This window comes from Actinophytocola gossypii (assembly GCF_025165815.1).
Lineage (GTDB): Bacteria > Actinomycetota > Actinomycetes > Mycobacteriales > Pseudonocardiaceae > Actinophytocola > Actinophytocola gossypii.
This window is the reverse complement of record NZ_JAFFZE010000014.1, coordinates 210,379-235,167: the sequence shown is the minus strand read 5'-3', so window position 1 is coordinate 235,167 and position 24,789 is coordinate 210,379. Positions and strand designations below refer to the sequence as shown.

General features: G+C 72.7%; 25 protein-coding genes and 1 tRNA gene. 17 read left to right on the top strand and 9 right to left on the bottom strand.

The window, feature by feature from the left end:
* Window positions 1-11: 11 nt before the first annotated feature.
* A complete protein-coding gene (locus tag JT362_RS17565; protein WP_260192307.1) occupies window positions 12-1,187 on the bottom strand; it encodes a cytochrome P450 in 1,176 nt (391 codons plus the stop codon).
* Window positions 1,188-1,275: 88 nt separating this feature from the next.
* On the opposite strand from JT362_RS17565, the gene JT362_RS17560 reads away from it, so the two are divergent.
* Together JT362_RS17560 and aspS are read left to right on the top strand one after the other, a co-directional pair.
* On the top strand, window positions 1,276-1,881 hold the full coding sequence (locus JT362_RS17560; protein ID WP_260192305.1) for a TetR/AcrR family transcriptional regulator: 606 nt from the start codon (window positions 1,276-1,278) through the stop codon (window positions 1,879-1,881).
* Window positions 1,882-2,221: 340 nt separating this feature from the next.
* Window positions 2,222-3,487 (top strand): aspartate--tRNA(Asn) ligase, encoded by a 1,266-nt coding sequence (gene aspS / locus JT362_RS17555; RefSeq protein ID WP_260192304.1) that lies wholly within the window; start codon window positions 2,222-2,224, stop codon window positions 3,485-3,487.
* A gap of 11 nt (window positions 3,488-3,498) precedes the next feature.
* Here aspS and JT362_RS17550 read toward each other — a convergent pair whose 3' ends face one another.
* Window positions 3,499-4,455, bottom strand: a complete 957-nt coding sequence (locus JT362_RS17550) for a hypothetical protein (RefSeq protein WP_260192303.1) — start codon at window positions 4,453-4,455, stop codon at window positions 3,499-3,501.
* 192 nt (window positions 4,456-4,647) lie between these two features.
* Here JT362_RS17550 and JT362_RS17545 point away from each other — a divergent pair, with 192 nt between their 5' ends.
* From JT362_RS17545 to JT362_RS17535, 3 genes are read left to right on the top strand one after another with little or no spacing between them, the layout of a single operon-like run.
* Window positions 4,648-5,313 (top strand): YdcF family protein, encoded by a 666-nt coding sequence (locus tag JT362_RS17545; protein ID WP_260192301.1) that lies wholly within the window; start codon window positions 4,648-4,650, stop codon window positions 5,311-5,313.
* Window positions 5,314-5,322: 9 nt separating this feature from the next.
* Window positions 5,323-6,603, top strand: a complete 1,281-nt coding sequence (locus JT362_RS17540; RefSeq protein ID WP_260192300.1) for a deoxyguanosinetriphosphate triphosphohydrolase — start codon at window positions 5,323-5,325, stop codon at window positions 6,601-6,603.
* 17 nt (window positions 6,604-6,620) lie between these two features.
* Window positions 6,621-7,724: a serpin family protein gene (locus tag JT362_RS17535; protein WP_260192298.1), complete on the top strand. Its 1,104-nt coding sequence runs from the start codon at window positions 6,621-6,623 to the stop codon at window positions 7,722-7,724.
* A gap of 28 nt (window positions 7,725-7,752) precedes the next feature.
* On the opposite strand, the gene JT362_RS17530 is transcribed toward JT362_RS17535, so the two are convergent.
* On the bottom strand, window positions 7,753-8,472 hold the full coding sequence (locus tag JT362_RS17530; protein ID WP_260192297.1) for a TetR family transcriptional regulator: 720 nt from the start codon (window positions 8,470-8,472) through the stop codon (window positions 7,753-7,755).
* Between the two features lie 55 nt (window positions 8,473-8,527).
* Between JT362_RS17530 and JT362_RS17525 the strand changes: the two genes are divergently transcribed.
* From JT362_RS17525 to JT362_RS17515, 3 genes are read left to right on the top strand one after another with little or no spacing between them, the layout of a single operon-like run.
* On the top strand, window positions 8,528-9,424 hold the full coding sequence (locus tag JT362_RS17525) for an ABC transporter ATP-binding protein (protein ID WP_260192295.1): 897 nt from the start codon (window positions 8,528-8,530) through the stop codon (window positions 9,422-9,424).
* A gap of 2 nt (window positions 9,425-9,426) precedes the next feature.
* Window positions 9,427-11,043 (top strand): ABC transporter permease, encoded by a 1,617-nt coding sequence (locus JT362_RS17520; RefSeq protein WP_260192294.1) that lies wholly within the window; start codon window positions 9,427-9,429, stop codon window positions 11,041-11,043.
* Window positions 11,044-11,084: 41 nt separating this feature from the next.
* Window positions 11,085-12,347, top strand: coding sequence for a cytochrome P450 (locus tag JT362_RS17515; RefSeq protein WP_260192293.1), 1,263 nt, complete (start codon window positions 11,085-11,087; stop codon window positions 12,345-12,347).
* A 3-nt stretch (window positions 12,348-12,350) separates the two neighbouring features.
* Here the strand turns inward: JT362_RS17515 and JT362_RS17510 are convergent, their stop codons facing one another.
* The gene (locus tag JT362_RS17510; protein ID WP_260192292.1) at window positions 12,351-12,950 is read right to left on the bottom strand and encodes a TetR/AcrR family transcriptional regulator; all 600 of its coding nucleotides are present in this window, start codon (window positions 12,948-12,950) and stop codon (window positions 12,351-12,353) included.
* A gap of 95 nt (window positions 12,951-13,045) precedes the next feature.
* Between JT362_RS17510 and JT362_RS17505 the strand changes: the two genes are divergently transcribed.
* Entirely contained in the window at window positions 13,046-13,642 is a 597-nt protein-coding gene (locus JT362_RS17505) for a carboxymuconolactone decarboxylase family protein (RefSeq protein WP_260192290.1), read from the top strand.
* Here the strand turns inward: JT362_RS17505 and JT362_RS17500 are convergent.
* Window positions 13,623-14,552: a sigma-70 family RNA polymerase sigma factor gene (locus JT362_RS17500; RefSeq protein WP_260192289.1), complete on the bottom strand. Its 930-nt coding sequence runs from the start codon at window positions 14,550-14,552 to the stop codon at window positions 13,623-13,625. The two genes, JT362_RS17505 and JT362_RS17500, sit on opposite strands and share 20 nt — an antisense overlap.
* A 43-nt stretch (window positions 14,553-14,595) precedes the next feature.
* On the opposite strand from JT362_RS17500, the gene dnaG reads away from it, so the two are divergent.
* The 5 genes from dnaG to JT362_RS17475 all read left to right on the top strand — a co-directional run bounded on the left by dnaG (window position 14,596) and on the right by JT362_RS17475 (window position 19,484).
* Window positions 14,596-16,503, top strand: a complete 1,908-nt coding sequence (gene dnaG / locus JT362_RS17495; protein WP_260192287.1) for a DNA primase — start codon at window positions 14,596-14,598, stop codon at window positions 16,501-16,503.
* Window positions 16,500-17,027 (top strand): hypothetical protein, encoded by a 528-nt coding sequence (locus JT362_RS17490; protein ID WP_375546516.1) that lies wholly within the window; start codon window positions 16,500-16,502, stop codon window positions 17,025-17,027. The genes dnaG and JT362_RS17490 overlap by 4 nt, the downstream gene beginning before the upstream one ends.
* 32 nt (window positions 17,028-17,059) lie before the next feature.
* Entirely contained in the window at window positions 17,060-17,818 is a 759-nt protein-coding gene (locus JT362_RS17485; RefSeq protein ID WP_260192637.1) for a trans-aconitate 2-methyltransferase, read from the top strand.
* A 175-nt stretch (window positions 17,819-17,993) separates the two neighbouring features.
* Window positions 17,994-18,494, top strand: coding sequence for a hypothetical protein (locus JT362_RS17480; RefSeq protein WP_260192285.1), 501 nt, complete (start codon window positions 17,994-17,996; stop codon window positions 18,492-18,494).
* A 72-nt stretch (window positions 18,495-18,566) separates the two neighbouring features.
* Window positions 18,567-19,484, top strand: coding sequence for an SMP-30/gluconolactonase/LRE family protein (locus JT362_RS17475; protein WP_260192284.1), 918 nt, complete (start codon window positions 18,567-18,569; stop codon window positions 19,482-19,484).
* 4 nt (window positions 19,485-19,488) lie between these two features.
* Here the strand turns inward: JT362_RS17475 and add are convergent, their stop codons facing one another.
* Window positions 19,489-20,496, bottom strand: coding sequence for an adenosine deaminase (gene add, locus JT362_RS17470; RefSeq protein ID WP_260192282.1), 1,008 nt, complete (start codon window positions 20,494-20,496; stop codon window positions 19,489-19,491).
* Window positions 20,471-20,719 (bottom strand): hypothetical protein, encoded by a 249-nt coding sequence (locus JT362_RS17465; RefSeq protein WP_260192280.1) that lies wholly within the window; start codon window positions 20,717-20,719, stop codon window positions 20,471-20,473. Before JT362_RS17465 ends, add begins: the two co-directional genes overlap by 26 nt.
* A 134-nt stretch (window positions 20,720-20,853) precedes the next feature.
* Between JT362_RS17465 and JT362_RS17460 the strand changes: the two genes are divergently transcribed.
* The 3 genes from JT362_RS17460 to JT362_RS17450 all read left to right on the top strand — a co-directional run bounded on the left by JT362_RS17460 (window position 20,854) and on the right by JT362_RS17450 (window position 22,622).
* Window positions 20,854-20,926, top strand: a tRNA-Asn gene (locus JT362_RS17460).
* A gap of 107 nt (window positions 20,927-21,033) precedes the next feature.
* Window positions 21,034-21,948, top strand: coding sequence for a dihydrodipicolinate synthase family protein (locus JT362_RS17455; RefSeq protein ID WP_260192279.1), 915 nt, complete (start codon window positions 21,034-21,036; stop codon window positions 21,946-21,948).
* The gene (locus tag JT362_RS17450; RefSeq protein WP_260192277.1) at window positions 21,945-22,622 is read left to right on the top strand and encodes a FadR/GntR family transcriptional regulator; all 678 of its coding nucleotides are present in this window, start codon (window positions 21,945-21,947) and stop codon (window positions 22,620-22,622) included. Before JT362_RS17455 ends, JT362_RS17450 begins: the two co-directional genes overlap by 4 nt.
* Here JT362_RS17450 and JT362_RS17445 read toward each other — a convergent pair.
* Together JT362_RS17445 and JT362_RS17440 are read right to left on the bottom strand one after the other, a co-directional pair.
* On the bottom strand, window positions 22,594-23,871 hold the full coding sequence (locus JT362_RS17445) for a sulfatase family protein (protein ID WP_260192276.1): 1,278 nt from the start codon (window positions 23,869-23,871) through the stop codon (window positions 22,594-22,596). The two genes, JT362_RS17450 and JT362_RS17445, sit on opposite strands and share 29 nt — an antisense overlap.
* A complete protein-coding gene (locus tag JT362_RS17440) occupies window positions 23,864-24,787 on the bottom strand; it encodes a dihydrodipicolinate synthase family protein (protein WP_260192275.1) in 924 nt (307 codons plus the stop codon). The genes JT362_RS17445 and JT362_RS17440 overlap by 8 nt, the downstream gene beginning before the upstream one ends.
* Window positions 24,788-24,789: the final 2 nt, after the last annotated feature.

Here is a 24,789-nt window from a genome sequence, read left to right as displayed (position 1 = left end):
CCACGGATCCGCTACCACCGCACCGGCAGTTCGACCAGGCCGCCGGTGACCACGTCGCGGCGTGTCCGCACGTCCTCGACGTCCACGGCCAGGCGCAGCGTCGGGAACCTGGCCACGAGCTGCGAGAACACGGCCGACAGTTCGATCCGGGCCAGTGGAGCCCCGAGGCAGTACCGCGCACCGTGCCCGAACGTCAGGTGCGCGCCGGCCGGCCGGGTGACGTCCAGGCGGTCCGGGTCGGCGAACATCGCCGGATCGTGGTTGGCCGCCCCGTTGTCCAGCAGTACCAGGTCGCCGGCCCGCACGGTGACGCCGTCGATCACCAGGTCCGTCCGTGCGTACCGAGGGATGCCGCCGCCACCCTTGGCCCGCGCCCGCAGCATCTCCTCCACCGCGTTCGTGACCAGACCGGGGTCGTCCACCAGGGCCTGCCACTGAGCCCGGTCGGCCAACACCATCAGCGTCCCGAGGCCGATCTGCACCACCGTGGTCTCATGGCCCGCGAACAGCAGGGCCATCGACATGCCGGCGGCCTCGGCGTCGGAGACGCCCTCGGTCGCACACAACCGTGAGATGACGTCGTCACCCGGCTCCTCGCGTTTGCGGGCGACCAGCCGCTGTCCGTAGCCGAACAGTTCGGCCAGCCCACGCTCGGACCGGGCACGGTCGCGGGTGTTCGCGGCGTCCGCGGTCCAGCCGCGGAACTGGTCCCGGTCCTCGTACGGCACGCCGAGCAGCTCGCAGATCACCAGGATCGGCAACGGCACCGCCAGCGCCGCGTGCAGGTCCGCCGGCGGTCCCTGGTCCGCCAACTCGTCGAGCAGCCGCGCGGTCAACGTCTCCACCCGGGCGCCGAGAGCACGCAGGTGCCGGGGCGAGAAGTGCGGCCTCAGCAGCGACCTCATCCTCGCGTGGTCGGCCCGCTCGGTGTCGAAGTCGCCGAGCGGGCCGCCGAACAACACCGACTCCCCGGTCCGAGCCGCCGTGTCCGGATCGGGATGGGCGCGACCCAGCCGGTCGTCGTCCAGCAGGTGCCGTACCTCCGCGTGTCCGGTGACCAGCCACGCTTCGTGCCCCACGGCTGTGCGCACCCGATGGATCGACTGCCGCGCCTGGAGCAGCCGCAGCCGCGGCGCGACCCGCAGCGGATGTGTCTCCTCGAAAGGCAGCTGGACCGGGGCATCCACGATCGCCTCCACAAGTTTATTTGCTCTTGTATAAGCACTCCTTAACAACGTTACTTGTATATTCCGACCTGTACAAGAGGAGGTGCCGATGGCACGCGAGTACCCCGACCGCCGAGGCGCGTCGGCGACGCGAGCCGAGCCCGGTCGCCGCCTTCCCCGTGCCGAACGACGCGAGCAGATCCTCGCCGCGGCCACCCGCGCCTTCGCCCGCACCGGCTACGCCGCCACCGGCCTCGAGGATGTCGCCGTCGAGGCAGGCGTCACCCACGTCATCCTCTACCGGCATTTCACCTCCAAGAACGAGCTGTACCGCGCGGTGCTCGACCGGGCCTGCGACCGCCTCACCGGCTCCGTGGGCACCGGCAACTACGACGAGGACTCCGTTCCCGCTCTGGTGCGCGCCGCCGGGGACGACCCGGACGGCTTTCGGCTGCTGTTCCGGCACGCCGTCCGGGAGCCGGAGTTCCGTGATGTCGTCGACGGCTTACGCGCCACCTCCACCGAGATCGCCCAGCGCCACCTCACCGGGTCGATCCCCGACGGTCCCTGGCAGGACTGGGCGGCACGCCTGATTCCCGCCTTCACCCTCGAAGCCGTCATCGCCTGGCTCGACGCGGGTCAACCCGATCCCGACCGCGCCGCCCGACGCATCGCCGACGCGCTCCACAGCGTGATCCACGCCGCCGCCGGCTGACTGGGCGGGTCGCGGCTCGGCGGGTGCGGTGGAAAATCGCGAGTCTGATCGGCAGGAGAGCGCTTACCCTGTGCGGCAACGCGTTGACGGAGACGAGTAGCGCGGGGAGCACACGAGTCGGAGAGAGCCGCCGGTAGCTGGGAAGGCGGACTCGTGCCCCGGGCGAAGACCCTCCTGAGTGCGGGGAGGAACGGCGTCGCCCCATGCCCCGCCGGTCGGCCACCGTGATCGGGCCATGATGAGGCTGCCGGCGTGCCGGTGGTGAAAGTGCGGTGGCACCGCGAGTTCCCTTCTCGCCCGCACTCCCAAGGGATCGTGCACGAATCCACCAGGGAGTGTGATGATCTCTCGTGTTCTGGCCGTCGACCTGCCTCGGCACGTCGGCGAGCGGGTGAAGATCGCCGGTTGGGTGCACCGCCGGCGTGAGTTGAAGTCCGTGACGTTCGTCGTGGTCCGGGACCGGACCGGGTTGGCGCAGGTCGTGTCGCGCTCCGCGGGGGAATCGGGGTTGCCCGAGGAGACCGTGGTCGAGGTGCGTGGCACCGTGACCGCCAACGAGCAGGCGCCCGGCGGGTACGAACTGACCGAGCCGGAGTTCGTGCCGCTGTCCGAGCCGGCGGTGCCGCCGCCGTTCGACCTCTACCGGCCGGGCATGGCGGCCTCGTTGCCCACGGTGCTCGACCACGCGCCGGTCGCGTTGCGGCATCCCAAGTTGCGGGAGCGGTTCGCGGTGACGGCCGCGAGCGTGGCTGGTTTTCGGTCCACACTGGACGGTCTCGGGTTCACCGAGACGCACACGCCGAAGATCGTGTCGTCGGCGACCGAGTCCGGGGCGAACGTGTTCGGCATCGACTACTTCGGGCGGCGGGCGTACCTCGCCCAGTCGCCGCAGTTCTTCAAGCAGGCGTTGGTGGGGGTGTTCGAGCGGGTGTACGAGGTGGGGCCGGTGTTCCGCGCCGAGCCGCACGACACGGCCCGCCACCTCGCGCAGTACACGAGCCTCGACGCGGAACTCGGGTTCGTGACCGACCACCGGGACGTGATGGCCGTGCTGCGGGAGACCGTCGCCGGGATGGTCGACGCGGTCGCCGGGATCGTGCCGGTGCCGGAGGTGCCGGCCGAGATCCCGTCGGTGCACTTCGCCGACGCGCAGGAGCTGATCGCCCGGCACACCGACGACGACCCGCGCGGCGAGCCGGACCTCGCGCCGGCGCACGAGCGGTGGCTCTCGGAGTGGGCGGTGCGCACGTACGGGTCGGAGTTCCTGTTCGTCACCGGGTACCCGATGGCGAAGCGGCCGTTCTACACGCACCCGGACCCGGACCGGCCCGGTTACTCGAACAGTTTCGACCTCCTGTTCCGCGGCCTGGAACTGGTGACCGGCGGGCAGCGGCTGCACCGGCACGCGGACTACCTCGCCGCGTTGCTGGCGCGGGGTGAGGACCCCGCGGGCTATCGGGACTACCTGGACGTGTTCACGCATGGCATGCCTCCACATGGTGGGTTCGCGATGGGTTTGGAGCGGTGGACGGCACGGCTGCTCGGGTTGGGCAACGTCCGGTGGACGACCCTGTTCCCGCGCGACCTGCACCGCCTCACGCCGTAGGGGATGGGGGATCAGGCGGCCATGATCGCCGCCTCGGTTCGCGCGACGCGGGCCGCGGCCCGGTCGTGGGCGTCCCGGAGGAGGTCGGCCACCCGTGCCGGGTTGTCCCGCAGTTCGGTCGGCGGCGTGTGGATCACCAGGATTCCCGCCGCGGCCAGCCTGCTCGCCCTGCGCAACGTCGCGTGGACCTCGGCGGGTGACGGCTCGAACGCGTGCGCGGTGATCTCCCACGCCAGGTCGACCTCCGCCCACCACGCGTCCGGCGTGGCCAGGTGGACGCCGGTCGGCCCGCAGATCGGCGCCCGCCACCGCGGCGTGGGCAGCCCGGCCCGGCGGACCAACCGGGACGCCAGGCCCTTGGCCAGCGCGCTCGCCCCGTCGTCGATCTCGGCGAGGATCCGGCCGGGCAGGGCGGTGCCCCGGCTCGACCCGCCGGCCAACTCCGCGCGCAGGGCGGCTGGCGGTACGCGGCCGTGCCGGATGGCCTCGAGCAGCAGGGCCCGCACGTGGTGGGCCGCCTTGGCTCTTCGGCAGGTGTCGGCCGTGGCCCTGGCCGGTGGGGCGACCGGGAAGCCGGATCTGAGCTGGGGCACCGGCAGCGTGTGGGTGCGGTCGAAGAACACACCGTCCACGAGGCGGGAATGTCGGCGCGGCGGAATCAGGACGTGGACGGGACCCTCCAGGCGCGCCGCGGTCAGGCCGTGGCAGACCAGCGCGTCGACGCCGGTCAGCACCGCGTCCGGTCCGGCGATGGTCAGCGCGGCCTGGACGCGCTGGGCACGGCTGGGCGGCCCGTCGCGGAGCAGGACGAGTCCTGGTTGCAGGCGGCGCCACGGTCCGTCGTCGCCGCATCGTTCGTCGATGGCCGTGCGGGTGAGGCCGAGCGCGACGAGGTCGGTCGCGGTGGCCACCTGGTGGCGGAACAGCCGGGGCAGGGCGTCGAGGTCGAGCGGTGCGGAATTCGTCATGCCGCCAAGCAAACCCGGTCGGCGCGGGGCGTGGGGGCGGTGACGGTCGAACTGTGGACAGGTGGGGGAGGTGTGGACAACTCGGCCGACGGAGCGGTCGATCGGGCGGGATTGTCGGTGGTGACGGGTAGGCTGGATCGTTTGTCCCCGGGGTTCACGGTGCCGCTCCACGCGTCTGGAATGATCGGTCCAGTGACACCCGAGGACCCGAGGCCGCGACCGGGCGTTCGGTTCGTGCGTCGCCTGCTCGTCGGCGTGCTGCTGATCGGCCTGCTGGTCGTCGGCGGCACCGCCTTCCGTGTCTGGCAGGTCGCCCGGGTCGACGACCGCACCCGCGCCGACGTCGTCATCGTTCTCGGCGCCGCCCAGTACGACGGCGTGCCGTCGAAGGTGCTGGAGGCCCGTCTCCGCAAGGCGCGCAACCTCTTCCGCGCCGGGGTCGCCGAACACATCGTGACCACCGGCGGCCGTCAGCCGGGCGACGAGTACACCGAGGCCGAGGCAGGCGCGAACTGGTTGGCCGACCAGGGCGTTCCCGAGGACGCGTTGATCGGGGTCGGCGTCGGCAAGGACACCCTCGGCAGCCTCCGCGCCGCCGCCAAGGAGATCACCGCGCGCGGCTGGGAGACCGCCGTGATCGTCACCGATCCGTGGCACTCGCTGCGCGCCCGCACGATGGCCACCGACGTCGGCCTCGAGGCGTGGACCTCGCCGACGCACAGCGGGCCCATCGTGCAGACCAGGCAGACGCAGGTCCGCTACATCCTCTACGAGACCGCGGCCCTGCTGTACTACCGGACGACGCGGGCTCAGGCGGACGGCCTCGGAATCGGCCAGGATGTCGCCGTCGACCAGTAACCTCCGCGCATGACCCCCGGTTACGCCGACCACGACACGGCGCGCCCGTACCCCGAGCCGGGCAAGAGCGCGGTCCTGCCCGACTCCCTGCCCGCCCGGCGCGGTCCGTTCTCCCGCGACCGCGCCCGCGTGCTGCACTCGGCCGCGCTGCGCCGCCTCGCCGGCAAGACCCAGGTCGTCGGCCCGGGGGAGGGTTCCGAGGTCAGCGGGGTGCCGAGGAACCGGCTGACCCACTCGCTCGAGGTCGCCCAGATCGGCCGGGGCATCGCCGAGGAACTGGGCTGCGACCCGGACGTCGTCGACACCGCGGGCCTCGCCCACGACATCGGCCACCCGCCGTTCGGGCACAACGGCGAGCGTGCGCTGGACGCGGTCGCCCAGGCCTGCGGCGGTTTCGAGGGCAACGCGCAGACCCTGCGCATCCTGACCCGGCTCGAGCCCAAGGTGCTCGGCGAGCGGGAGCACGGGCTCAACCTGACCCGCGCGTCGCTGGACGCGGCCACCAAGTACCCGTGGCCCCGCACTCCCGGCACCCGGAAGTTCGGCGTCTACCCCGACGACCGGGCCGTGTTCGACTGGGTCCGCGACGGCGCGCCGGATCGCCGCCGGTGCATCGAGGCGCAGGTGATGGACTGGTCCGACGACGTCGCCTACTCGGTGCACGACGTCGAGGACGGCGTCCGCTCCGGCCGCATCTCGATCCCCGCGCTCACCGCCGCCGGCGAGCGGACGGTGGTGGCCGAGCTCGCCGCGAAGCACTTCAGCCCCGAGCCGGTGTCCGGGCTCGAGGAGGTCGCCGCCGACCTGCTGCGGTTGCCCGTGGTGGCCGACCTCGCGGGCACTGAGTACGACGACACCCTCGGCGCCCAGGTCGCGTTGAAGCGGCTGACCAGTGAACTCGTCGGCCGGTTCGCCGCCGCCGCGGTCACCGCGACCCGGCGCGAGCACGGCGACGGCATCCTCACCAGGTACGCGGCCGAGCTGGTGGTGCCCCCGCGGGTCGCCGCCGAGGTCGCGCTGCTGAAGGCGGTGGCCCTGCGGTACGTGATGAGCGACCCCGGCCGGCGCGCGCTGCAGGCCACCCAGCGGGAACGGCTGACCGAGCTGGTGGCCGCACTCGTCGACCGTGGCGCGGACGCGCTGGAACCCGCGTTCGTGCCGGCGTTCGACGCCGCCGGTGACGACGCCGCCCGGCTGCGGGTCGTGGTCGACCAGGTCGCCGCCCTGACCGACGCGCAGGCGCTTCACTGGCACGGGGTGTTCGTCGGCGGCGGCGTACCGAGGGTGTGAGGTGGCACACTCGAGGCATGACGGACCGCGCGCACCTCGCGTTCACGCTCGCCCTGCACCGCGTTGTCGCACCCCCGGGCTCCGGCGTGTGCTGGTCGCCGTTCTCGGTCGCCAGCGCGCTCGGGTTGCTCGCCCAGGGCGCGGCCGGGGAGACCCGCGACGAGCTGGCGACCGCCCTGCTCGGCGACGCGCACGGCGACCTCGGCGAGCTGGGCAAGCTCCTGCTCCAGGCCACCGAGCTGGACGCGCCCCGCGGCGACGAGGACGAGCCGATGATCGCGGTGGCCAACACGCTCTGGACCGACGAATCCGTCGACGTCCTCGTGTCGTTCGTCGAGGAGCTGGGCCGGTGGTCGAACGGCACGGTCCGCGAGGCGCCGTTCCAGACCGCGCCCGGCCAGGCCCGCGACCTGGTCAACGTCGACGTCGCCAAGACCACCCGGGACCTCGTCCCCGAGCTGATCCCGCCGGGTGCGATCACCGCGGAGACGGTGTCCGCCCTGGTCAACGCGCTGTACCTGAAGTGCGCCTGGCGTCTGCGGTTCACCGAGGGGGCGACCACGCCGCGCCCGTTCCACGCCCCGTCCGCCACCCGCGAGGTGCCGACGATGGCGTTGTCCGAGCGGATCGGCTATGCCGCCCAGGACGGCTGGCAGGTGGCCACGCTCCGCGCGGTCGGCGGGGTCGAGGCGGTCGTGCTGCTGCCGGACGGGGACCTCGCCGAGGCCGAGGACGCGCTCGACGCGGACGCGCTCGGTCGCCTGCTGGACGCGCCCCGGCTCACCCAGGTCGACCTGGCGCTGCCCCGGCTCGAGGTGCGGACGAAGACCGAGCTGACCGAGCCGCTCGGCCGGCTCGGCGTGCGTACGGCGTTCACCCGGGACGCCGACCTCTCCGGGATCAGCCCCTCGCCGCTCGCGGTGGAGGCGGTGCTGCACGAGTCGGTGCTGCGGATCGACGAGCAGGGTCTCGAGGGCGCCGCCGCGACCGCGGTGATGATGCGGATGGTGTCGATGCCGACCCGTAGCGAGCGGATGGTCGTGGACCGGCCGTTCCTGCTCGTGGTGCGGCACGCGGCGACCGGTGCGGTGTACTTCATGGCTCGGGTCATCGAGCCCTGAGTCTCATAACTCGTCGCGAATCTCAGAACTAAGTTTTGAGATGGCGGTACAGCGTCGCCCGGGAGACGCCGAACCGCCCGGCCAGCGACTCGGGTGAGTGTTCCCCGCTCGCGTGCAGTTCCCTGGCCAGTGCGATGTCCTCGGCCGATAGCGACCTTGGGCGCCCGCCGCCGCGCCGCGCCGGCCGGGGCGCGTCCCCCGGCTCGCCGAGCAGCCGCCACGCGCCGGCCAGCAGGTGCTCGCGCAGCACGTCGGTGCGCAGGTGCGGCATCAGCGCGACCGGGTCGGTGATCGCCGCGACGACCTGGGCCATCGTCACCTGCTCCGCGACGCCCGCGTCGGGGCCCGCGCACAGGACGATGGCCCGCTCCATCGCCGCGATCGCCCGGTCGAACGCGCCGGACGGCGTGGAGGCCAGCTCCCGGACCAGGGCCAACAGAGTGCCGCGCGAGCGCAGGAACACGTCCAGCCAGCCGGGGATCAGCACCTCGCGCGCGGCCGCGACACCGCCGGTCTCGGCCGCGGCGAACGCCTGGTCGAGCACGTGCTCGAGTTCGCTGGTCATCGGATCGAGCAGGTTGGCGAGGATGTCGGCCTTCGCGTCGAAGTGGTAGTAGAGCGCCGGCTTGGTGATGCCGACCCGGTCGGCGATCTCCTGCAGCGTCGTCGCGTGGTAGCCGCGCTCCACGAACAGTTGCTCGGCCGCTGTGAGGATCCTTACCCGCGTGCTGTCCTTACCCGCGTTCACCTGAGTAGGCTAACATCGCTTACCGATGGTAAGTAAATTCCGAAAGGGGGCCCACATGACCGCGATCGAAGTCGACGGACTGGTCAAGACGTTCGGCGACACCGTCGCGCTGGACCGGCTCGACCTCACGGTGCACACCGGCGAGGTGCACGGCTTCCTCGGCCCGAACGGGGCCGGCAAGTCCACCACGATCCGCGTCCTGCTCGGCCTGCTGCGCAAGGACTCCGGTCGCGCGACCCTGCTCGGCGGCGACCCGTGGCGCGACGCCGTGGCGCTGCACCGCAGGCTCGCCTACGTCCCGGGCGACGTCAACCTGTGGCCGAACCTCACCGGGGGCGAGGCCATCGACCTGCTCGGCACCCTGCGTGGCGGCCTCGCCGAGCACCGCCGCCGCGAGCTGGTCGACCTGTTCGACCTCGACCCGGGCAAACGCATGCGCACCTACTCCAAGGGCAACCGGCAGAAGGTCGCGTTGATCTCCGCGTTCGCCTCCGACGTCGAGCTGTACGTCCTCGACGAGCCGACCTCCGGCCTGGACCCGCTGATGGAGGCGGTGTTCCAGGACTGCGTGCGGGACCTGCGCGATGCCGGCCGCACGGTCCTGCTCTCCAGCCACATCCTCGCCGAGGTGGAGAAGCTCTGCGACCGGGTGAGCATCATCCGCTCCGGCCGCACCGTCGAGTCGGGCAGCCTCACCGACCTGCGCCACCTCACCCGCACGTCGATCTCCGTGGAGACCGCCGCGCCGCCGGACGGGCTCGCCGGCCTCGCCGGCGTGCACGACGTCGCCGTCGACGGCCACCGCGCGCGGCTCGAGGTCGAGACCGAGCGGCTCCCCGACGTGCACCGGCACCTGGCCGGCCTCGGCGTGCGGTCGCTGACCAGCACGCCACCCACCCTCGAGGAGCTGTTCCTGCGCCACTACGGCGACCAGCCGGCGGGTGCCCGATGAGCATGACCGCCACCGGAGTCCTCGCCCGCCTGGCCGTCCGGCGCGACCGGGTGCGGCTGACCGTCTGGCTGCTCGCGCTCGCCGCCCTGGTCGGCTCGACCGCCTCCGCCATCGAAGGGCTGTACGCCACCCCGGCCGCGGTCGCCGAGAACGCCGCCATCCGTGCGAGCAGCGTCGTGGCCAGGGCGTTCACCGGCCCGGCCACGGGCGGCAACGTCGGAGCGCTCGCCGTGGCCGAGGCGCTGGTGTTCACCTGCGTGCTCGCCGCGCTGATGAACGTGCTCACCGTCGTCCGGCACACCAGGCAGAACGAGGAGCTCGGCCGCGCGGAGCTGACCGGGTCGACCGCCGTCGGCCGGCACGCCGGGCTCGCCGCCGCGCTGCTGGTCGCCGCCGTAGCCGACGTCCTGCTCGCCGGGGTCTGCGCGGTCGCGCTGCTCGCGAACGGGCTGCCGGTGGCCGGCTCGATCGCGGCCGGCGCCGCGATCGGCGCGTCCGGGCTCGCCTTCGCCGGGATCACCGCCGTCGCCGCGCAGGTCGCGGAGGGAGCGCGCGCCGCGATCGGCCTGGCATCCGCCGCGCTGGGACTGGCCTACCTGCTCCGCGCGGTCGGCGACGCCACCGGCGAGACCGGGCCGGACGGCATGACTGTCACCGCCGCCTGGCCGTCCTGGCTGTCGCCGATCGGGTGGGCGCAGCGGTTCGAACCGTACGGCGACCAGCGCTGGTGGCCGCTGGCGCTGTTCGGGCTGTTCACCGCGGCAACGCTCGGGCTGGCCGGTTGGCTGAGCGCGCACCGCGACGTCGGCACCGGGATGATGCCGGTCCGCCGCGGCCGGACCAGGGCGACGCGGAGCCTGCGCACCCCGTTCGGGCTCGCCTGGCGACTGCAACGCGGGACCCTGCTTGGCTGGCTCGTCGGCGTCGCGGTGTTCGGGCTCGCGTTCGGCGGGATCGGCGACCAGGTCGACGACCTGTTCGGCAGCGAGCAGAGCGCGGAACTCATGCGCCAGCTCGGCGGTGGCGGCAGCCTGGTGGACGCCTACTTCGCCGCCATGATGGGCCTGATGGGCGTCGTCGTCGCGGGCTACACGCTGCAGGCCCTGCTCCGGCTGCGCGGCGACGAGACGGGTGGCCCGGCCGAGATCGTGCTGGCCACCGCGGTGAGCCGGACCCGGTGGCTGGTGGCGCACGTGCTGGTCGCCCTGGCCGGCACGGTGCTCGTGCTGTTCGCGCTCGGGCTCGGCACCGGGCTGGCCTACGGGGTGGTCGCGGGCGACCTCACCGCCGCGGTCGGCGACCTGCTGGTGACGACGGTGGCGCAGCTCGCGCCGACCCTGGTGCTGGCCGGCTTCGTGGTCGCGGTGTTCGGGCTGGTGCCCCGCGCCGCGGTGGCGCTGGCCTGGGCGGCGTTCGCGGTCTGCCTGGTGGTCGGCCAGTTCGGCGCGCTGCTCGAGCTTCCGGAGCCACTGATCGACGTCTCGCCGTTCAGCCACCTGCCGGACCTGCCCGCCCAGGCGCTGACCGCGGGCCCGGTGGCGGCGATGGCCGGCCTGTCGGTGCTCCTGCTCGCGCTGGGGGCCGTGGGATACCGCCGGCGTAACCTGACGCTGCACTAGGGTTATAGAATCGACGTTCTAAAACGTCGATGGGAGTGCGCATGGTCGTCAGCTACGGTCCGGGAGAACTGCTACGGCGACTGCACCGGCGTCGAGGCCCGGTGGTTCGGGCCGGCTTCGGCCCCAACCGGTACGCGTATCTGCTGGGGGCGGAGGCGAACCGGTTCGTCTTCGCCAACCACGACCTGTTCGCGATGCGGCCGGCGTTCGCCGGGCTGGTGCCGGTGGACGGCGAGACGTCGCTGATCGTCTCCGACGGGCCCGACCACCGGCGCCGCAGGCGGCTCGTGCAGCCGGCGATGCACCACCGGCAGGTCGGCCACTACCTGGAGGTCATGGCGCGGTCGGCCGACGAGGCGATCGACCGCTGGCGCCCGGGCCAGGTGGTCGACGCCTACCAGGTGTTCCGGGCGGCGATCCGCGCGAGCACGCTGCGGTCGCTGTTCGGAACCCGGCTCGCCGGTGAGACCGACTTCTTCGGCGAGCACCTCCAGGCGCTGCTCGACCTGGTCGACCGGCTGCCCGACGCGGTCCGGGCGCACCGCGCGCTGCGCACACCGGTGTGGCGGCGGGCCATGCGGGCGCGGGCGATCGTCGACGAGCGGATCCACGAGGAGATCGCCCGGGTCCGGTCCGGGGACGCGGACGACGGCGACCAGGTGCTCGCGGTGCTCGTGCGCGGCCGCGACGACGGGGGACTGAGCGACCAGGAGGTCCGCGACCAGGCGGTCACCCTGATCGCGGCCGGGTACGAGACCACGAGCGCGGCGATGGCGTGGGCGGTGCGCGCGTTGCTGACCCACGTCGCGGTACGGGAGCGCGCCGTGGACGAGGTGCGGTCGGCGGAGGGGCCACCCGACCCGGACCGGCTGCCCTACCTGCGAGCGGTGGTCGCCGAGACGCTGCGGCTCTATCCACCGGCTGTCGTGTCGGCCCGGCACGTCGTGCACGGTTTCGAGTTCGCCGGCGTGCCGGTGCGGGCGGGCTCGACGCTGCTCTACAGCCCCTACGTCACCCATCGCGACCCGGACGTCTACCGCGATCCGCTCGAGTTCCGGCCGGAGCGGTGGCTGCCGGACGCGCCGGGGTACCGGAAGATGGGGCCGCACGAGTTCGTGCCGTTCGGCGGCGGGCCGCACCGCTGCATCGGATCGACCATGGCCACCACCGAGCTGACCGTGATGCTGGCGCGGTTGCTCGACCGGGCCGAGCTGCGACTGCTGCCCGGGCGGGTGCGGCCGACCGGGTTCGCGGCGATGCGGCCCAGGAACGGGTTGCCGGTGGAGATCTCGTCGGTGTCCTGAGGGTCAGGCGAGGGACAGCGCGTGCAGGCTCGTCTCGGTCGCGACGCGCCGCAGGTGCGCCGGCTGGGGCAGACCCTCCAGAAGGAACACGTGGATGGCCGCGTAGGGCAGGTGCTGCAGCGCGAACCGGACCACGTAGCGGTTCTCGGGCGTGGCGTGCCCGTAGCGGCGCCGGCAGTAGTCGTCGATGGCCTGGTCGACCCGTTCGTTGACCGTCGACATCCGGGCGGTCATCTCCTCGGGCCAGTTCTCGCCGGGCGGGCGGTTCCAGTGCTCGGCGACCAGCCGTGCCTCGCCGGGACTCGTTCGGGACCACTCGATCAGGTGGCCCACCACACCTCGGGCCGCCTCGTCGACGTCCGGGTGTCCGATCGCCTCCAGGAAGCCCGCCTGGAACCGCAGGACCGTGCGCAGCCAGAGCCGGCCGAGGAGCACCGCCTTCGAGGGGAAGCGGTGGTAGATCGACCCGGTCGGCGCACCGAGCCGGGCGGCGATCGCCGCGATGGTCATGCCGTCGAGGCCGCCGTCGGTCAGGACGTCGAGCGCGGCGTCGAGGATGGCGTCCTCGCTGAACCTCGGCGGCCGACCCACGTGCACTCCCATCCCTCGGTCCGGGCCAGGCTAGCCGCCAGGAACGGGCTGTCACATCCAGCGCGCCCGGCTCGTCAACGCGGTGATCGCCGGACGAGGAGGAGACCATGCCGAGGATTCCAGGGATTCCCACCAAGGAGGCGCGTCCTTTCCTGCGCGCCTTCTACCGGTTCGCGACCCGCCGGTTCGGGGCGGTGCCGGAGCCGTTCACCGTGCTGGCCAGGCACCGCAAGCTGTTGCGGGCCAGCGCCGTGCACGAGCTGGCCGCGCAGCGGGCCAGCACCGTCCTGCCGGCGAACGTCCGGGAGATCGCGGTGTACCGGGCCGCCCAGCGGCTCGGCTGCTCGTGGTGCGTCGATTTCGGCACCATGCTGCAGAAGCACGGCGGCCTGGACATCGAGCGGCTGCGCCGGATCGACGACTACCGCACCTCGGACGCCTACAACCGAGCCGAGCGGCTCGCGATCGCCTACGCCGACGCGATGACCGACACCCCGGTGGCCGTGACCGACGAGCAGGTCGCCGAGCTGCGCGCGGAGTTCGGCGACCAGGGCGTGCTCGAGCTGACCTACCAGATCGGGCTGGAGAACATGCGGGCCAGGATGTTCAGCGCGCTCGACCTCCGCGACCAGGGGTTCACCTCGGGCGACGCCTGCCGGATCCCGGTACCGGCCGACGAGGCGCTCAGAAGTCCAGGTGCGTGAGCTTGTCCGGGTTGACGATGTCGTAGATCGCGGTCACCAGCCCGTCGCGGACGGCGAAACCGGTGATCCGCCGGTCGAGCGCCCGGTACTCGCCGTCCGCCGGGATGTTCGGGAAGGCCATGCCGAGGTCGCCGTTGACCAGCACCAGCTCGCCGGCGTCGACCCGGTGCGCGCCGTACTGCCGGAAGAGCCCGGCCAGGAACCGGCCGATCTTGTCGCTGCCGACCATGACCTGACGGGCGGTGCGCGCCTTGCCGTCGCTGTCGCCGGTGAGCACGGCGTCCGGGTGCAGCAGCCGCACCACGGTGTCCAGGTCGCCGCCCACGATCGCGGCCACCAGCCGCTCCAGGACCGCGCGCTGCTCATCGACGGCGGTCCTGGGCGGGGGTCCGGCGTCGGCGGCCGCGCGCCGGCCGCGGGAGGCGTGCTGCCGGGCGGTGGCCTCCGCCACACCGAGGATCCCGGCGATCTCGGCGAACGGCACGTCGAAGGCGTCGTGTAGCACGAACGCGACCCGCTGCTCGGGGGTGAGCCGGTCGAGCACGACCATCGCGGCCAGGCGGACGTCCTCGGTTCGCACGATCGTCTCGAGTGGATCGTCGCCGCCCGGCCGGCCGCCGAGCGGCGTGACGATCGGCTCGGGCAGCCACGGGCCGACGTAGCGCTCGCGCCGTTCGGCGGCCGAGCGCAGCCGGTCCAGACAGATCCGGCCGACGACGGTGGTCAGCCAGGCACCCAGCTCGCGGATCTCCGCGCGCTGCCGGTCGTCCAAACCGGACAGTCGCAGCCACGCCTCCTGGACCGCGTCCTCCGCGTCGGACAGCCGGCTGGTCAAGCGGTACGCCACGCCGATCAGACGCGTGCGGTGCTCGCCGAACCGCTCGGCGAGAACGTCGTCGGTGACCGTCACCCGTCCATCGTATGCCCGACTCGGCCCGCCTAGACTCGAGACCATGGCGGGGCGGATCCGGGAGAGCGACATCGCGCAGGTGCGCGAGCGGAACCGCATCGACGACGTGGTGGGCGAGTACGTGTCGCTGCGCCGCGCGGGCGGCGGCGCGCTCAAGGGCCTGTGCCCGTTCCACGACGAGAAGACCCCGTCGTTCAACGTGCGCTCCACCCACGGCACCTTCCACTGCTTCGGGTGCGGTGAGGGCGGCGACGTCATCGCGTTCCTGATGAAGATCGACCACCTGAGCTTCGTCGAGGCCGTGGAGCGGCTCGCCGAGCGCAGCGGCATCACCCTCACCTACGAGGGCGGCGCGCCGACCCGCCAGCGGGACAGGGGCACCCGCACCCGCCTGGTCGACGCCCACCGCGCGGCCGCGGAGTTCTACACCGAGCAGCTGCACACGCCGGAGGCGGTCAAGGCGCGCGAGTTCCTCGCCGAGCGCGGGTTCGACCAGGCCGCGGCCGCCGCGTTCGGCTGCGGCTACGCGCCCGGCGGCTGGGACAAGCTGACCAAGCACCTGCTCGGCCGGGGCTTCGAGCTCTCGGAGCTGATCAAGGGCGGCCTGTCCCGGGAGGGCAGGCAGGGCCCGATCGACCGCTTCCACCGGCGGCTGCTGTGGCCGATCAAGGACCTGAGCGGTGACGTGGTCGGTTTCGGCGCGCGCCGGCTCTTCGACGACGACCAGATCCAGGCCAAGTACCTCAACACCAGCGAGAGTCCGATCTACAAGAAGTCCCAGGTGCTGTTCGGGCTCGACGTGGCCAAGCGGGAGATCGCGCGGCGACGCCAGGTCGTGGTGGTCGAGGGCTACACCGACGTGATGGCCATGCACGCGTCCGGCGTGCCGACGGCGGTCGCCTCCTGTGGCACCGCGTTCGGCGCCGAGCACATCACCGTGCTGCGCCGGCTGCTGATCGACGACGACGCCTTCCGCGGCGAGGTGATCTTCACCTTCGACGGGGACGAGGCCGGGCGGAAGGCCGCGCTGAAGGCGTTCGACGACGACCAGCGCTTCGCCGCGCAGACGTTCATCGCGATCGCGCCGGACGGGCTCGACCCGTGCGAGCTGCGGCAGGCCAAGGGCGAGGTCGCGGTGAAGGACCTGGTGGCCCGCCGCAAGCCGCTGTTCGCCTTCGCCATCCGCACCGAGCTGGGCGAACACGACCTGGACACCGCGGAGGGCCGGGTCGACGCCCTGCGCCGCACGGTGCCGATGGTCGCGCGGATCAAGGACGCCGCGCTGCGCGACGAGTACGCCCGCCAGCTCGCCGGCTGGGTCGGCTGGGAGGACACCGCCACCGTGGTGCGGCGGGTCCGGGAGAGCGCGGGCGGCGCCCCGCAACCGGCGCGCCGGGGCCGCGCGCAGCCGACCGACCCCGACCAGGGCGCGCTCGCCGTGGACGTGGACGGCCCGCCGCGGCCGCCGCGCAACGACCCCCGGCTGTGGGTGCAGCGCGAGGCGCTCAAGGCCGCGTTGCAGGCCCCGGAGCTGGCCGGGCCGTACTACGACAGCTCGGTGCCCAAGGAGGCGTTCACCCATCCGGCGTACCGGGAACTGTACGAGGCGCTGCTCGCGGTCGGCGGCACCGCGTCCGGGCTCTCCGGCCCCGCGCTGGTCGACGCGGCCAGCCAGGCGTGCCCGCACCAGACCGTGCGGTCGCTGGTGACCGAGCTCGCCGTGGAGGCGCTGCACCACCGGGCCGAGCCGGACGCGCGGTTCGTCAGCAGCCTCATCGCGGCCCTGCAGGAGACGGTGGTGGCCACCCAGATCGCGGAGCTCAAGTCCCGGCTGCAACGGCTGTCGCCGGTCGAGGACGCCGACGACTACCGCACGCTGTTCGGCGACCTGGTCGCGCTGGAGCAGTACCGCAAGGCCCTCGGCGACCAGGCGGCGGGAGGACTGTCGTGACCAGCCTGTGGCGCAGGTTCTTCGGCGGTGGCGTGCCGGCGGAGTTCACCGGCGAGCTGGACCCGGAGGAGCACGTCGTGGCGACCGCGCGGCTGCGCGGCGGCGGTCACCTGTTCGCGTCCTCGCTCGGGCTGTGGGTGCCGACCGACGACAACGGGCCCCGGCGCGTCGGCTGGCATTTGATCAGCAAGGCCACCTGGGGCAACGGAACCCTGGAGCTGGTCGAGGCGGTGGAGACCGGCACGGCGGGGGAGGCGGTGCTGCTCACCGACCAGCGCCCGGTCCGGTACGTGCTGGAGCAGGCGAACAAGCTGCCCGACGCGGTGCACGCGCGGGTGAACGGCTCGATCCGCTCGCGGCACCGGCGGGAGCTGCCGGGCGGCGGGGCGTGGTTCGTGCAGCGCAAGGTGCCCGGGCGGGACGGGGTCGTGCTGCAGGTCCGGGCGGACCCGGGCACCGACGAGGAGACCGTGCGGCGGGTGGCTGCCGAGGTCGCCGCGAAGATCCGGGACGCACTACAGTAAACAGTACAGTCGTACTGTTGCTGGAGGTGTCCATGTGGGATCCGGGAACGTACCTGGCGTTCGCCGACCACCGGTCGCGCCCGTTCTTCGACCTGCTGAACCGCGTCCCGGCCGACGCGCCGCGCCGGGTCGCCGACCTCGGCTGCGGCCCCGGCAACCTGACCGCGACCCTGGCCCGGCGCTGGCCGTCCGCCGTCGTCGAGGCGCTGGACTCGTCCGCCGAGATGGTCCAGGCCGCCCGGGAACGCGGGCTGGCCGCCGAGGTCGGTGACGTGGGGGAGTGGACCCCGCGCCAGGACACCGACGTGGTGGTGTCGAACGCCGTGCTGCAGTGGGTGCCCGGCCACGAGTCGCTGCTGGCGCGCTGGGTGGGCCAACTGCCGGCCGGCGCGTGGCTGGCGTTCCAGGTCCCCGGCAACTTCGGCGCGCCGTCCCACCGCGAGATCCGCGCGCTGGCCGCGGCCGGGCGGTGGAACCTCGAGTCGGTGGTCCTCCGCGAGGACGACGCCGTCCTCGACCCGGCGGGGTACGCGGACCTGCTGGCGGACCTCGGGTGCGAGGTCGACGCCTGGGAGACCACCTACCTGCACCGCCTCACCGGCGCGGACGCCGTGCTCGAATGGGTCACCGGCACCGCCCTCCGGCCGATCCGCGCGAACCTGGACGACGACGAGTGGGGCGACTTCCGCACCGAGCTGGCCGCACGCCTCCGCGCGGCCTACCCGCCCCGGCCGGACGGCACGACGTGGTTCCCGTACCGCCGCGTCTTCGCGGTCGCCCGGGTGCCCTAGCGACACGCCCAACGCGCACGGGACTTCGTGCGAACTATTGCGATCGCGCCACCTCGCGGACGGGCCACGCGAGGTCAGTTTTTGCGAAAGAGTGCGAAATTCTGCGGCCGATCCGGTCGCCTCGGCGCCTCGCCGAGCACGCCGACGGCGTACTTTCCTGCGGCACGCTGCGGCTGTGGCGCGCGCGAAGTACACACCGGAGGCGCGGCGACTCCTGGGCAAGGTGGTTCGGCAGGCGCGGATCGCCCTCGGCTACACCAGCCACGAATCGTTCGGCGCCGCGGTCGGCAGAAGCGCGCGCAGCATCTACGGGCTCGAGAAGGGCGAGTCCGGAGTGGGCCGATCGGTGTGGGAGTCGGTCGGGTACTTCCTCGGCCAACACCTCCGCGGCTGGAGCATCGACACCCCCGAGGCGATCCTCGCCGGCGAGCCGGTCCCCGAGCTGGAGCTGATCGACCCGGACAAGCCGGCCAAGGCCCGGATGGACGTGGCGTTCTCCGACGCGAAGGCGGACATCACGGCGCTCGTCGGTGACGACGCGGACGCCGACGTCGTGCTGCGGCGGGTCGTGCACTGGCGGAGCCGGTTCAGGACGTTGGGGCTCAGCGACTCCGACCTGTTCACCGTCGTCGCCGAGGCGGTCAAGGCCGCCAGCAGGACCGACGACGAGACCTGAGCGCGCGCTGAACCGCCGGCGCCCGGGACGCGTAGGTTGGTTCGTCCCCGCCCTTCGACGAAGGATGCCGTCATGCTCCGACGCGTTGGACTGTCCCTGCTCACGACCGCGCTGGCGTTGTTCGGCCTGGCGCCGGCCGCCTCGGCCGTGCCCGGATCGCCGGCCAGATCCCTGTTCCCCACGACCATCCCGCTGCCGGACGGCTTCCAGCCGGAGGGCATCGCGGTCGGCCCCGGCCCGTTCGCCTACCTCGGCTCGCTGGCGGACGGCTCGATCTACCGCGCGAACCTGGTCACCGGCCGGGGCCGGATCGTCAGCGAGGGCCCCGGAACCCCGTCGGTCGGCATGAAGACCGACGCCCGCGGTCGCCTGTTCGTCGCTGGTGGCGCGGCCGGCGACGCCCGGGTGGTGGACACCCGGTCGGGCCGGGTGCTCGCGAGCTACCAGCTCGCCACGGGCGAGGCGTTCGTGAACGACGTCGTGCTGACCCGGACGGCGGCGTGGTTCACCGACTCGGTGAACCCGGTGCTGTACCGCCTGCCGCTCGCCGGGCACCACCTGCCGCGGCGGGCCGAGGTGGTCCCGCTGACCGGTGACCTCGTGTACCAGGAGGGCTTCAACGTCAACGGGATCGCCACCACGCCGGACGGCCGGGGTCTCCTGGTCGTGCAGTCCAACACCGGCTTCCTGTTCCGCGTCGAGCCCTCGGGTGTAACCCATCGAGTGAACGTGCCGATCGCGCTGACCAACGGTGACGGCCTGCTGCGGCACGGCCGGACCCTGTGGGTGGTGCGGAACCGGGCGAACACCGTGACCGAGCTCCGCCTGCGCGGTGACTCGGCCCGCGTGGTCGACCAGATCACCGACGAGCGCTTCGACGTCCCGACGACGGTCGCCCGCTTCGCCGGCCGCCTGTACCTGCCCAACGCCCGCTTCGGCACCACGCCGGAGCCGACGACCGAGTACGACCTGGTCGCCGTCCGGCGCTGAGCACCTACCGCAACCAGGCGTCCACACTGGACAGCATGGTGGCCTTGACCGCCGGCGGCGCGGCCGAGGCCTCGATCCCGGCCACGGCCAGCACGGCCAGCTCGTCGTCGTCGAGGCCGAGTACCTCGCGGCAGATCGCGTACTGCTCGGCCAGCCCGGTACCGAACAGCAGCGGGTCGTCGGTCGCGACCGCCACCGGGACGCCGGCGTCGAGCAGTGCGCGGACCGGGATCGCCGCCAGCTCGTGCACGCCGAACGGCGGGTAGGACGTCGGACAGAGTTCCAGCGCCACCCGCCGTTCGGCGAGCAGTGCCAGCGTCGCCGGATCGGCCGCGGCCGACGTGCCGTGGCCGATCCGCTGCGCGCCCAGGTGCTCGACACAGGCCCGGACGTGCTCGGCGCCGGTGTAGAACCCCGAGTGCGGCGTGCCGAGCAGCCCGGCGTCGCGGGCGACGCGGAACGCCGGCGCGAAGTCGGCCACCGCGGCCCCGCGTTCGTCGTTGGACAGGCCGAAGCCGACCACGCCCCGACCGGCGTACTCGGCCGCCAGCCGGGCGAGCCCGGTCGCGTGTTCCGGCGACCGCCGCCAACTCGACGCGACGATCACCCCGACCGGGATGACCGCCGCCCTGGCACCCTCGAGGACCGCCTCCAGCGCCGCGCGCGGCCCGCCGAACACCGGGGCGTACGAGGTCGGATCCACCTGGATCTCCAGCCACCCGCAGCCGTCCTTCGCGTCGTCCTCGGCGGCCTCGGTGACGACCCGGCGAACGTCGTCCGCGGTGCGGATGGCCTGGCGGGACGCGTCGTAGCGGTCCTGGAAGTCGGCCCAGGTGCCGGCCGTGCGGGGGAGCGGCGGCGGCACCGCGATGCCGTGTCCGGCCGCGAGCTCGACCAGGGTGGCCGGCCGCATGGCGCCGGTGAGGTGCAGGTGGAGGTGGGCCTTGGCGAGCCCCCGCACGTCGCGTGCCGGGGCCCGCGCCGGTTCACGGCCGTTGGTGCGCTGGTTCACTCACGTCCCGCCGGCCGTTGCCGGTCTGCGCGGAGGCGTGCCCGGTCCTGTTGCCGAAGCCGGCCTTCTCGCCGACCTTGGCCCGCGCGATGCCGGCCGCTCCCTGCACCGCGGGGTGGTCGGCGAGCTTGCGGTAGGTGCGCACGATCTGGTCGTACCGCCCGCGGCCCGCCTTGGCGCCCAGCACGTACCCGACGGCGGCGCCCAGCACGAACGCCTTCATGTCATCGCCTCCAAGCTCGACCTGCTCTGCCGGTGCCATCTTCCCCCAGTTCGACGCTGGTTGCCGACCGGCTGAGAACCCCGTTTCCGGCATGCGCTAGAGTTGGCATCCGCCGGACACGGGACGGCGAGCGATCCTCCATAGCTCAATTGGCAGAGCATTCGGCTGTTAACCGAAGGGTTGTTGGTTCGAGTCCAACTGGAGGAGCAGGACACCAGGTAGGGCAGTCGCCACGGGTAACGACCATGGAAGCACTTCCGCACGTTGGATGCAGGACGTAGAATGTCCTACATCCAACGTCTTGGGAGAAGCCTGTGACACAGCTCGTAGGGGGCGTTGTCCCTCCCGTGTGCACCCCGCTGACCGCGGAACGGGAACTGGACGTGCCGTCGCTCGAACGCCTCGCGGCCTTCCTGCTCGACGCCGGCGTGCACGGCCTGTTCGTCACGGGGTCGACCGGCGAGGTCGCCTACCTCCCGGACGACGTGCGGTACCGGGCACTGGACGTGGTAGCCGGCGTGGCCGCCGGGCAGGTGCCGGTGCTCGCCGGGGTCATCGACACCACGACGCCCCGGGTGATCGAACACGCGCGGGCGGCCGAGGCCGCCGGCGCCGACGCGCTCGTCGCCACGGCGCCGTTCTACGTGCCGACGCACCCCTCGGAGTTCGGCGGCCACTTCAGGGCCATCCGGGCGGCGGTCGACCTGCCGCTCGTCGCCTACGACATCCCGAGTTCGGTCGGCAGCAAACTGCCCACCGACGTCGTCGCCGACCTCGCCGAGGACGGCACGATCGTCGCGCTGAAGGACTCCAGCGGCGACCTGGACGGCCTGCGGGCCGTGCTGGAGTCCACGGAGGCGGACGGGTTCCGGTGTTTCTCCGGCTCGGAGACCCTCGCCGACCTCGGTCTGTTCATCGGCGCACACGGGCTGGTTCCCGGCATCGGCAACGTCGACCCGCACGGGTACCTGCGGTTGTTCGACGCGGCGGGCCGGGCGGACTGGGACACCGCGCGCGCCGAGCAGGCGCGGCTGCGGCGGCTGTTCCGCATGATCCGCGTCGGTGGAACGAGGATGGGCCCGTACTCCTCCGCCATCGGTGCGTTCAAGGAAGGTCTCCGCGCGCGCGGCGTGATCGCGTCCGCGACGACGAGCCGGCCGATGATTCCGTTGAACGACACGGAGCGTGCCGCCGTGCGGCGGCGGCTGGACGAAGCCGGCCTGCTGTGAGCCGGGCGATCCGGGACGAGATCACCGGGCTCATCCTCAGCCGCGGCCTCGGGCCCGGTGACCCGGTGCCGACCGAGACCGAACTGGTCGATGCGCTCGGTGTGAGCCGCAACTCGGTCCGCGAGGCACTCAAGGCACTGCAGGCACTCGACATCGTGGAGATCCGGCACGGCTTCGGCACCTACGTCGGCCGCCTGTCCCTCGACCCGCTCGCCGACGGGCTGACCTTCCGCGCGCTGCGGGACATCGGCCGTGACCTGCGGTCGCTGGCGGAAATCCTCGAGGTGCGCGAGGCGCTGGAGAACGCGCTGATCCGACGCGTCGCCGCCGAGGTTCCGGAGGCGGACCTCGCCACGCTCGACGAGATCGTCCGCCGGATGAACGAACGGGCCGAGTCCGGCGGGACCTTCGCCGACGAGGACCGGGAGTTCCACGAGGTGCTGTACCGCTCGCTGAACAACTCGCTGGTGACCCAGCTGCTGCGGGCGTTCTGGGACGTCTTCCACCGGGTCGGCCACCGGCTCGACGCCGACCCGGACCCGGCGCGGACCGTACGCCGGCACCGGGCGATCGTCGACGCGCTCCGCGAGCGGGACCCGGCACGCGCGGAGGTCGCGATGACAGCGCACTTCCGCGACGTGAACGTCAGGACGGCGCGGCCGAGGTCGGGCTGACCCGGCCGGCCGCGCGGGCTTCCGCGGCCAGACGTTGCCCGGCGATCTCGGTCTCGAACCGCCTTCCCAGCTCGGTGAGGCGCTCGACGACCTCGGGGTGACCGTGGCCGAGGTCGTAGCACTCGCCCGGGTCCAGCTCCAGGTTGAACAGCTGCGGCAACTCCTTGCCCTGCGCCCGGTTCAGGTCACGCGGATGGCGATCGAGGTGAAGTTTCCACGGGCCCTCCCGGACCGCGTTGAGCGTCCACCAGTGGAAGAAGTACAACGCCCGCGGCTCCGGCGCGGTCCCCCCGGTGAGCACCGACGAGATGTCGACGCCGTCGACCGGCCGGTCCGGCGGCACCGTGCCACCCGCCAGTGCGGCGAGGGTCGGCAGCAGGTCGAACAAGCACACGGGTTCGTCGGAGTTCGTGCCCGCCGGGATCCGCCCCGGCCAGCGCGCGACGAACGGAACCCGGATGCCCCCCTCGTAGGTGTGCAGCTTGTTCCCACGCAACCCACCGGTACTGCCCTCGAACCACGGCCCGTTGTCGCTCGTCACCATGACGAGCGTGTCGTCGGCCAGGCCGAGGTCGTCGAGGGTGTCGAGGACGCGGCCGATGTGGTGGTCCAGGCTCTCCACGACGTCGCCGTACCTGCCGCCCGCGGACCGGCCGGCGAACTCGTCCTCCACGTGGAGCGGGATGTGCGGCATCGTGTACGCCAGATACACGAAGAACGGCCCGTCGGCGTTCCGGGAGATGAAGTCGACGGCCTGATCGGTGTACGCGGCGGTCAGCGCGGCCTGGTCGACCTCGGCGGTCGAGACCCGGTCCCCCTCGAACATCTCGATCGGGTGCATGTCGTTGCTGTACAGCAGTCCCGCGTACTCGTCGAAACCGTGCCGGGTCGGGTAGTGCTCCGGCCGGCACCCGAGATGCCACTTGCCGAACATCGCCGTCCGGTAGCCCACGTCACGCATCATCGCCGGAAGCGTGTACTCGAAGGACGACAACCCGGTGCCGTGCTCGGGAGCCAACACCTTCGGCAGCCCGACGCGTTGCGGGTAGCGGCCGGTCAGCAACGCCGCGCGCGACGGTGTGCACACCGACGACGTCGCGTACATGTGCCGCATCGTGATCCCGTCGCCGGCGACGGAATCGATCCGCGGGGTGCGCAGGATCGGGTTCCCCATACAGCTCAGGTCGCCGTAACCGAGGTCGTCCATCACGACCAGGACGACGTTCGGCCTGGCGTGCTGGTCACTCATGGTGTTCCCGGAGCAGGTGGTCCTCGTGCGTGGCGACGAACTCCAGAAGCGCGTCGCGCTCGGCGGGCTCGCTCGGCAGCAGGGGTGGGGCCACGTGGGGCGGGCACAGGTTCCGTAGTGCCAGGACCGCCTTGACGCCGGCCGTTCCCCGGCGGATCGCGTGCAGCGCGGTGAGCCCGGTGTGCAACGTCTGGAGCCGCCGCACCTCGTCGTGGTCACCGGCTTCGTGCGCGGCGACCAGCCGGACGGACAGGGCGGGGGCGATGTTGGCGACACCGGGGACGATCCCGTCGGCACCGAGGCCCAGGGCGGTGTCGAGCTGGGTCTCCGCGCCCTGGCCGACGGCGAAGCCCGCCCTGCTCCCGGCCAGCTCGACGAGGTCGCCGAAGAACTCGACGTCACCGGAGCTGTCCTTGATCCCGACGAGGTGGTCGAGGTCGAGGAGAGCGCCGACCAGGTCGCGGGTCAGCGGGTTGCTGTAGCGCGGTGCGTTGTACGCGACCACCGGCAGCCCGACCGTGCCGAGGGCCGCGTAGTGGGCCACGATCTCGTCCGCGCGATGGTGGAAGTAGATCGGCGGGCTCATCACCAGCGCGTCGGCACCCGCGTCCGCCGCGATCGACGCCCGTTCGAGCGCGTCGAGGGTGCCCGCCGCCGTGACGTTCACCGTGACCACGCCGCCGCCGGTCAGCGACCGCCACCGCGCGGTGACCCCGGCCACGAACGGCCCGACCACCGAGGTCGGCAGCAGCGGACCCTCGCCGTTGCTGCCCAGCAGCATCAGCTTCTCGACTCCGGCGGCGTGCAGCGCCGCGAGCAGCTTCGTGGCGTGCTCCGCGTCCGGGCGGCCGGTCTCGTCCATCGGGGTGACGAGCGGAACGGTCACCCCGGCGAGCAGTGCGGACCCGTCGATCATGC

Coding starts and splice junctions, on each gene's coding strand:
- JT362_RS17560 (WP_260192305.1), top strand. CDS start 1,276: ATGGCACGCGAGTACCCCGACCGCCGAGGCGCGTCGGCGACGCGAGCC.
- aspS (WP_260192304.1), top strand. CDS start 2,222: ATGATCTCTCGTGTTCTGGCCGTCGACCTGCCTCGGCACGTCGGCGAG.
- JT362_RS17550 (WP_260192303.1), bottom strand. CDS start 4,455: ATGACGAATTCCGCACCGCTCGACCTCGACGCCCTGCCCCGGCTGTTC.
- JT362_RS17540 (WP_260192300.1), top strand. CDS start 5,323: ATGACCCCCGGTTACGCCGACCACGACACGGCGCGCCCGTACCCCGAG.
- JT362_RS17535 (WP_260192298.1), top strand. CDS start 6,621: ATGACGGACCGCGCGCACCTCGCGTTCACGCTCGCCCTGCACCGCGTT.
- JT362_RS17525 (WP_260192295.1), top strand. CDS start 8,528: ATGACCGCGATCGAAGTCGACGGACTGGTCAAGACGTTCGGCGACACC.
- JT362_RS17520 (WP_260192294.1), top strand. CDS start 9,427: ATGACCGCCACCGGAGTCCTCGCCCGCCTGGCCGTCCGGCGCGACCGG.
- JT362_RS17515 (WP_260192293.1), top strand. CDS start 11,085: ATGGTCGTCAGCTACGGTCCGGGAGAACTGCTACGGCGACTGCACCGG.
- JT362_RS17510 (WP_260192292.1), bottom strand. CDS start 12,950: ATGGGAGTGCACGTGGGTCGGCCGCCGAGGTTCAGCGAGGACGCCATC.
- JT362_RS17505 (WP_260192290.1), top strand. CDS start 13,046: ATGCCGAGGATTCCAGGGATTCCCACCAAGGAGGCGCGTCCTTTCCTG.
- dnaG (WP_260192287.1), top strand. CDS start 14,596: ATGGCGGGGCGGATCCGGGAGAGCGACATCGCGCAGGTGCGCGAGCGG.
- JT362_RS17485 (WP_260192637.1), top strand. CDS start 17,060: ATGTGGGATCCGGGAACGTACCTGGCGTTCGCCGACCACCGGTCGCGC.
- JT362_RS17475 (WP_260192284.1), top strand. CDS start 18,567: ATGCTCCGACGCGTTGGACTGTCCCTGCTCACGACCGCGCTGGCGTTG.
- JT362_RS17465 (WP_260192280.1), bottom strand. CDS start 20,719: ATGAAGGCGTTCGTGCTGGGCGCCGCCGTCGGGTACGTGCTGGGCGCC.
- JT362_RS17445 (WP_260192276.1), bottom strand. CDS start 23,871: ATGAGTGACCAGCACGCCAGGCCGAACGTCGTCCTGGTCGTGATGGAC.
- JT362_RS17440 (WP_260192275.1), bottom strand. CDS start 24,787: ATGATCGACGGGTCCGCACTGCTCGCCGGGGTGACCGTTCCGCTCGTC.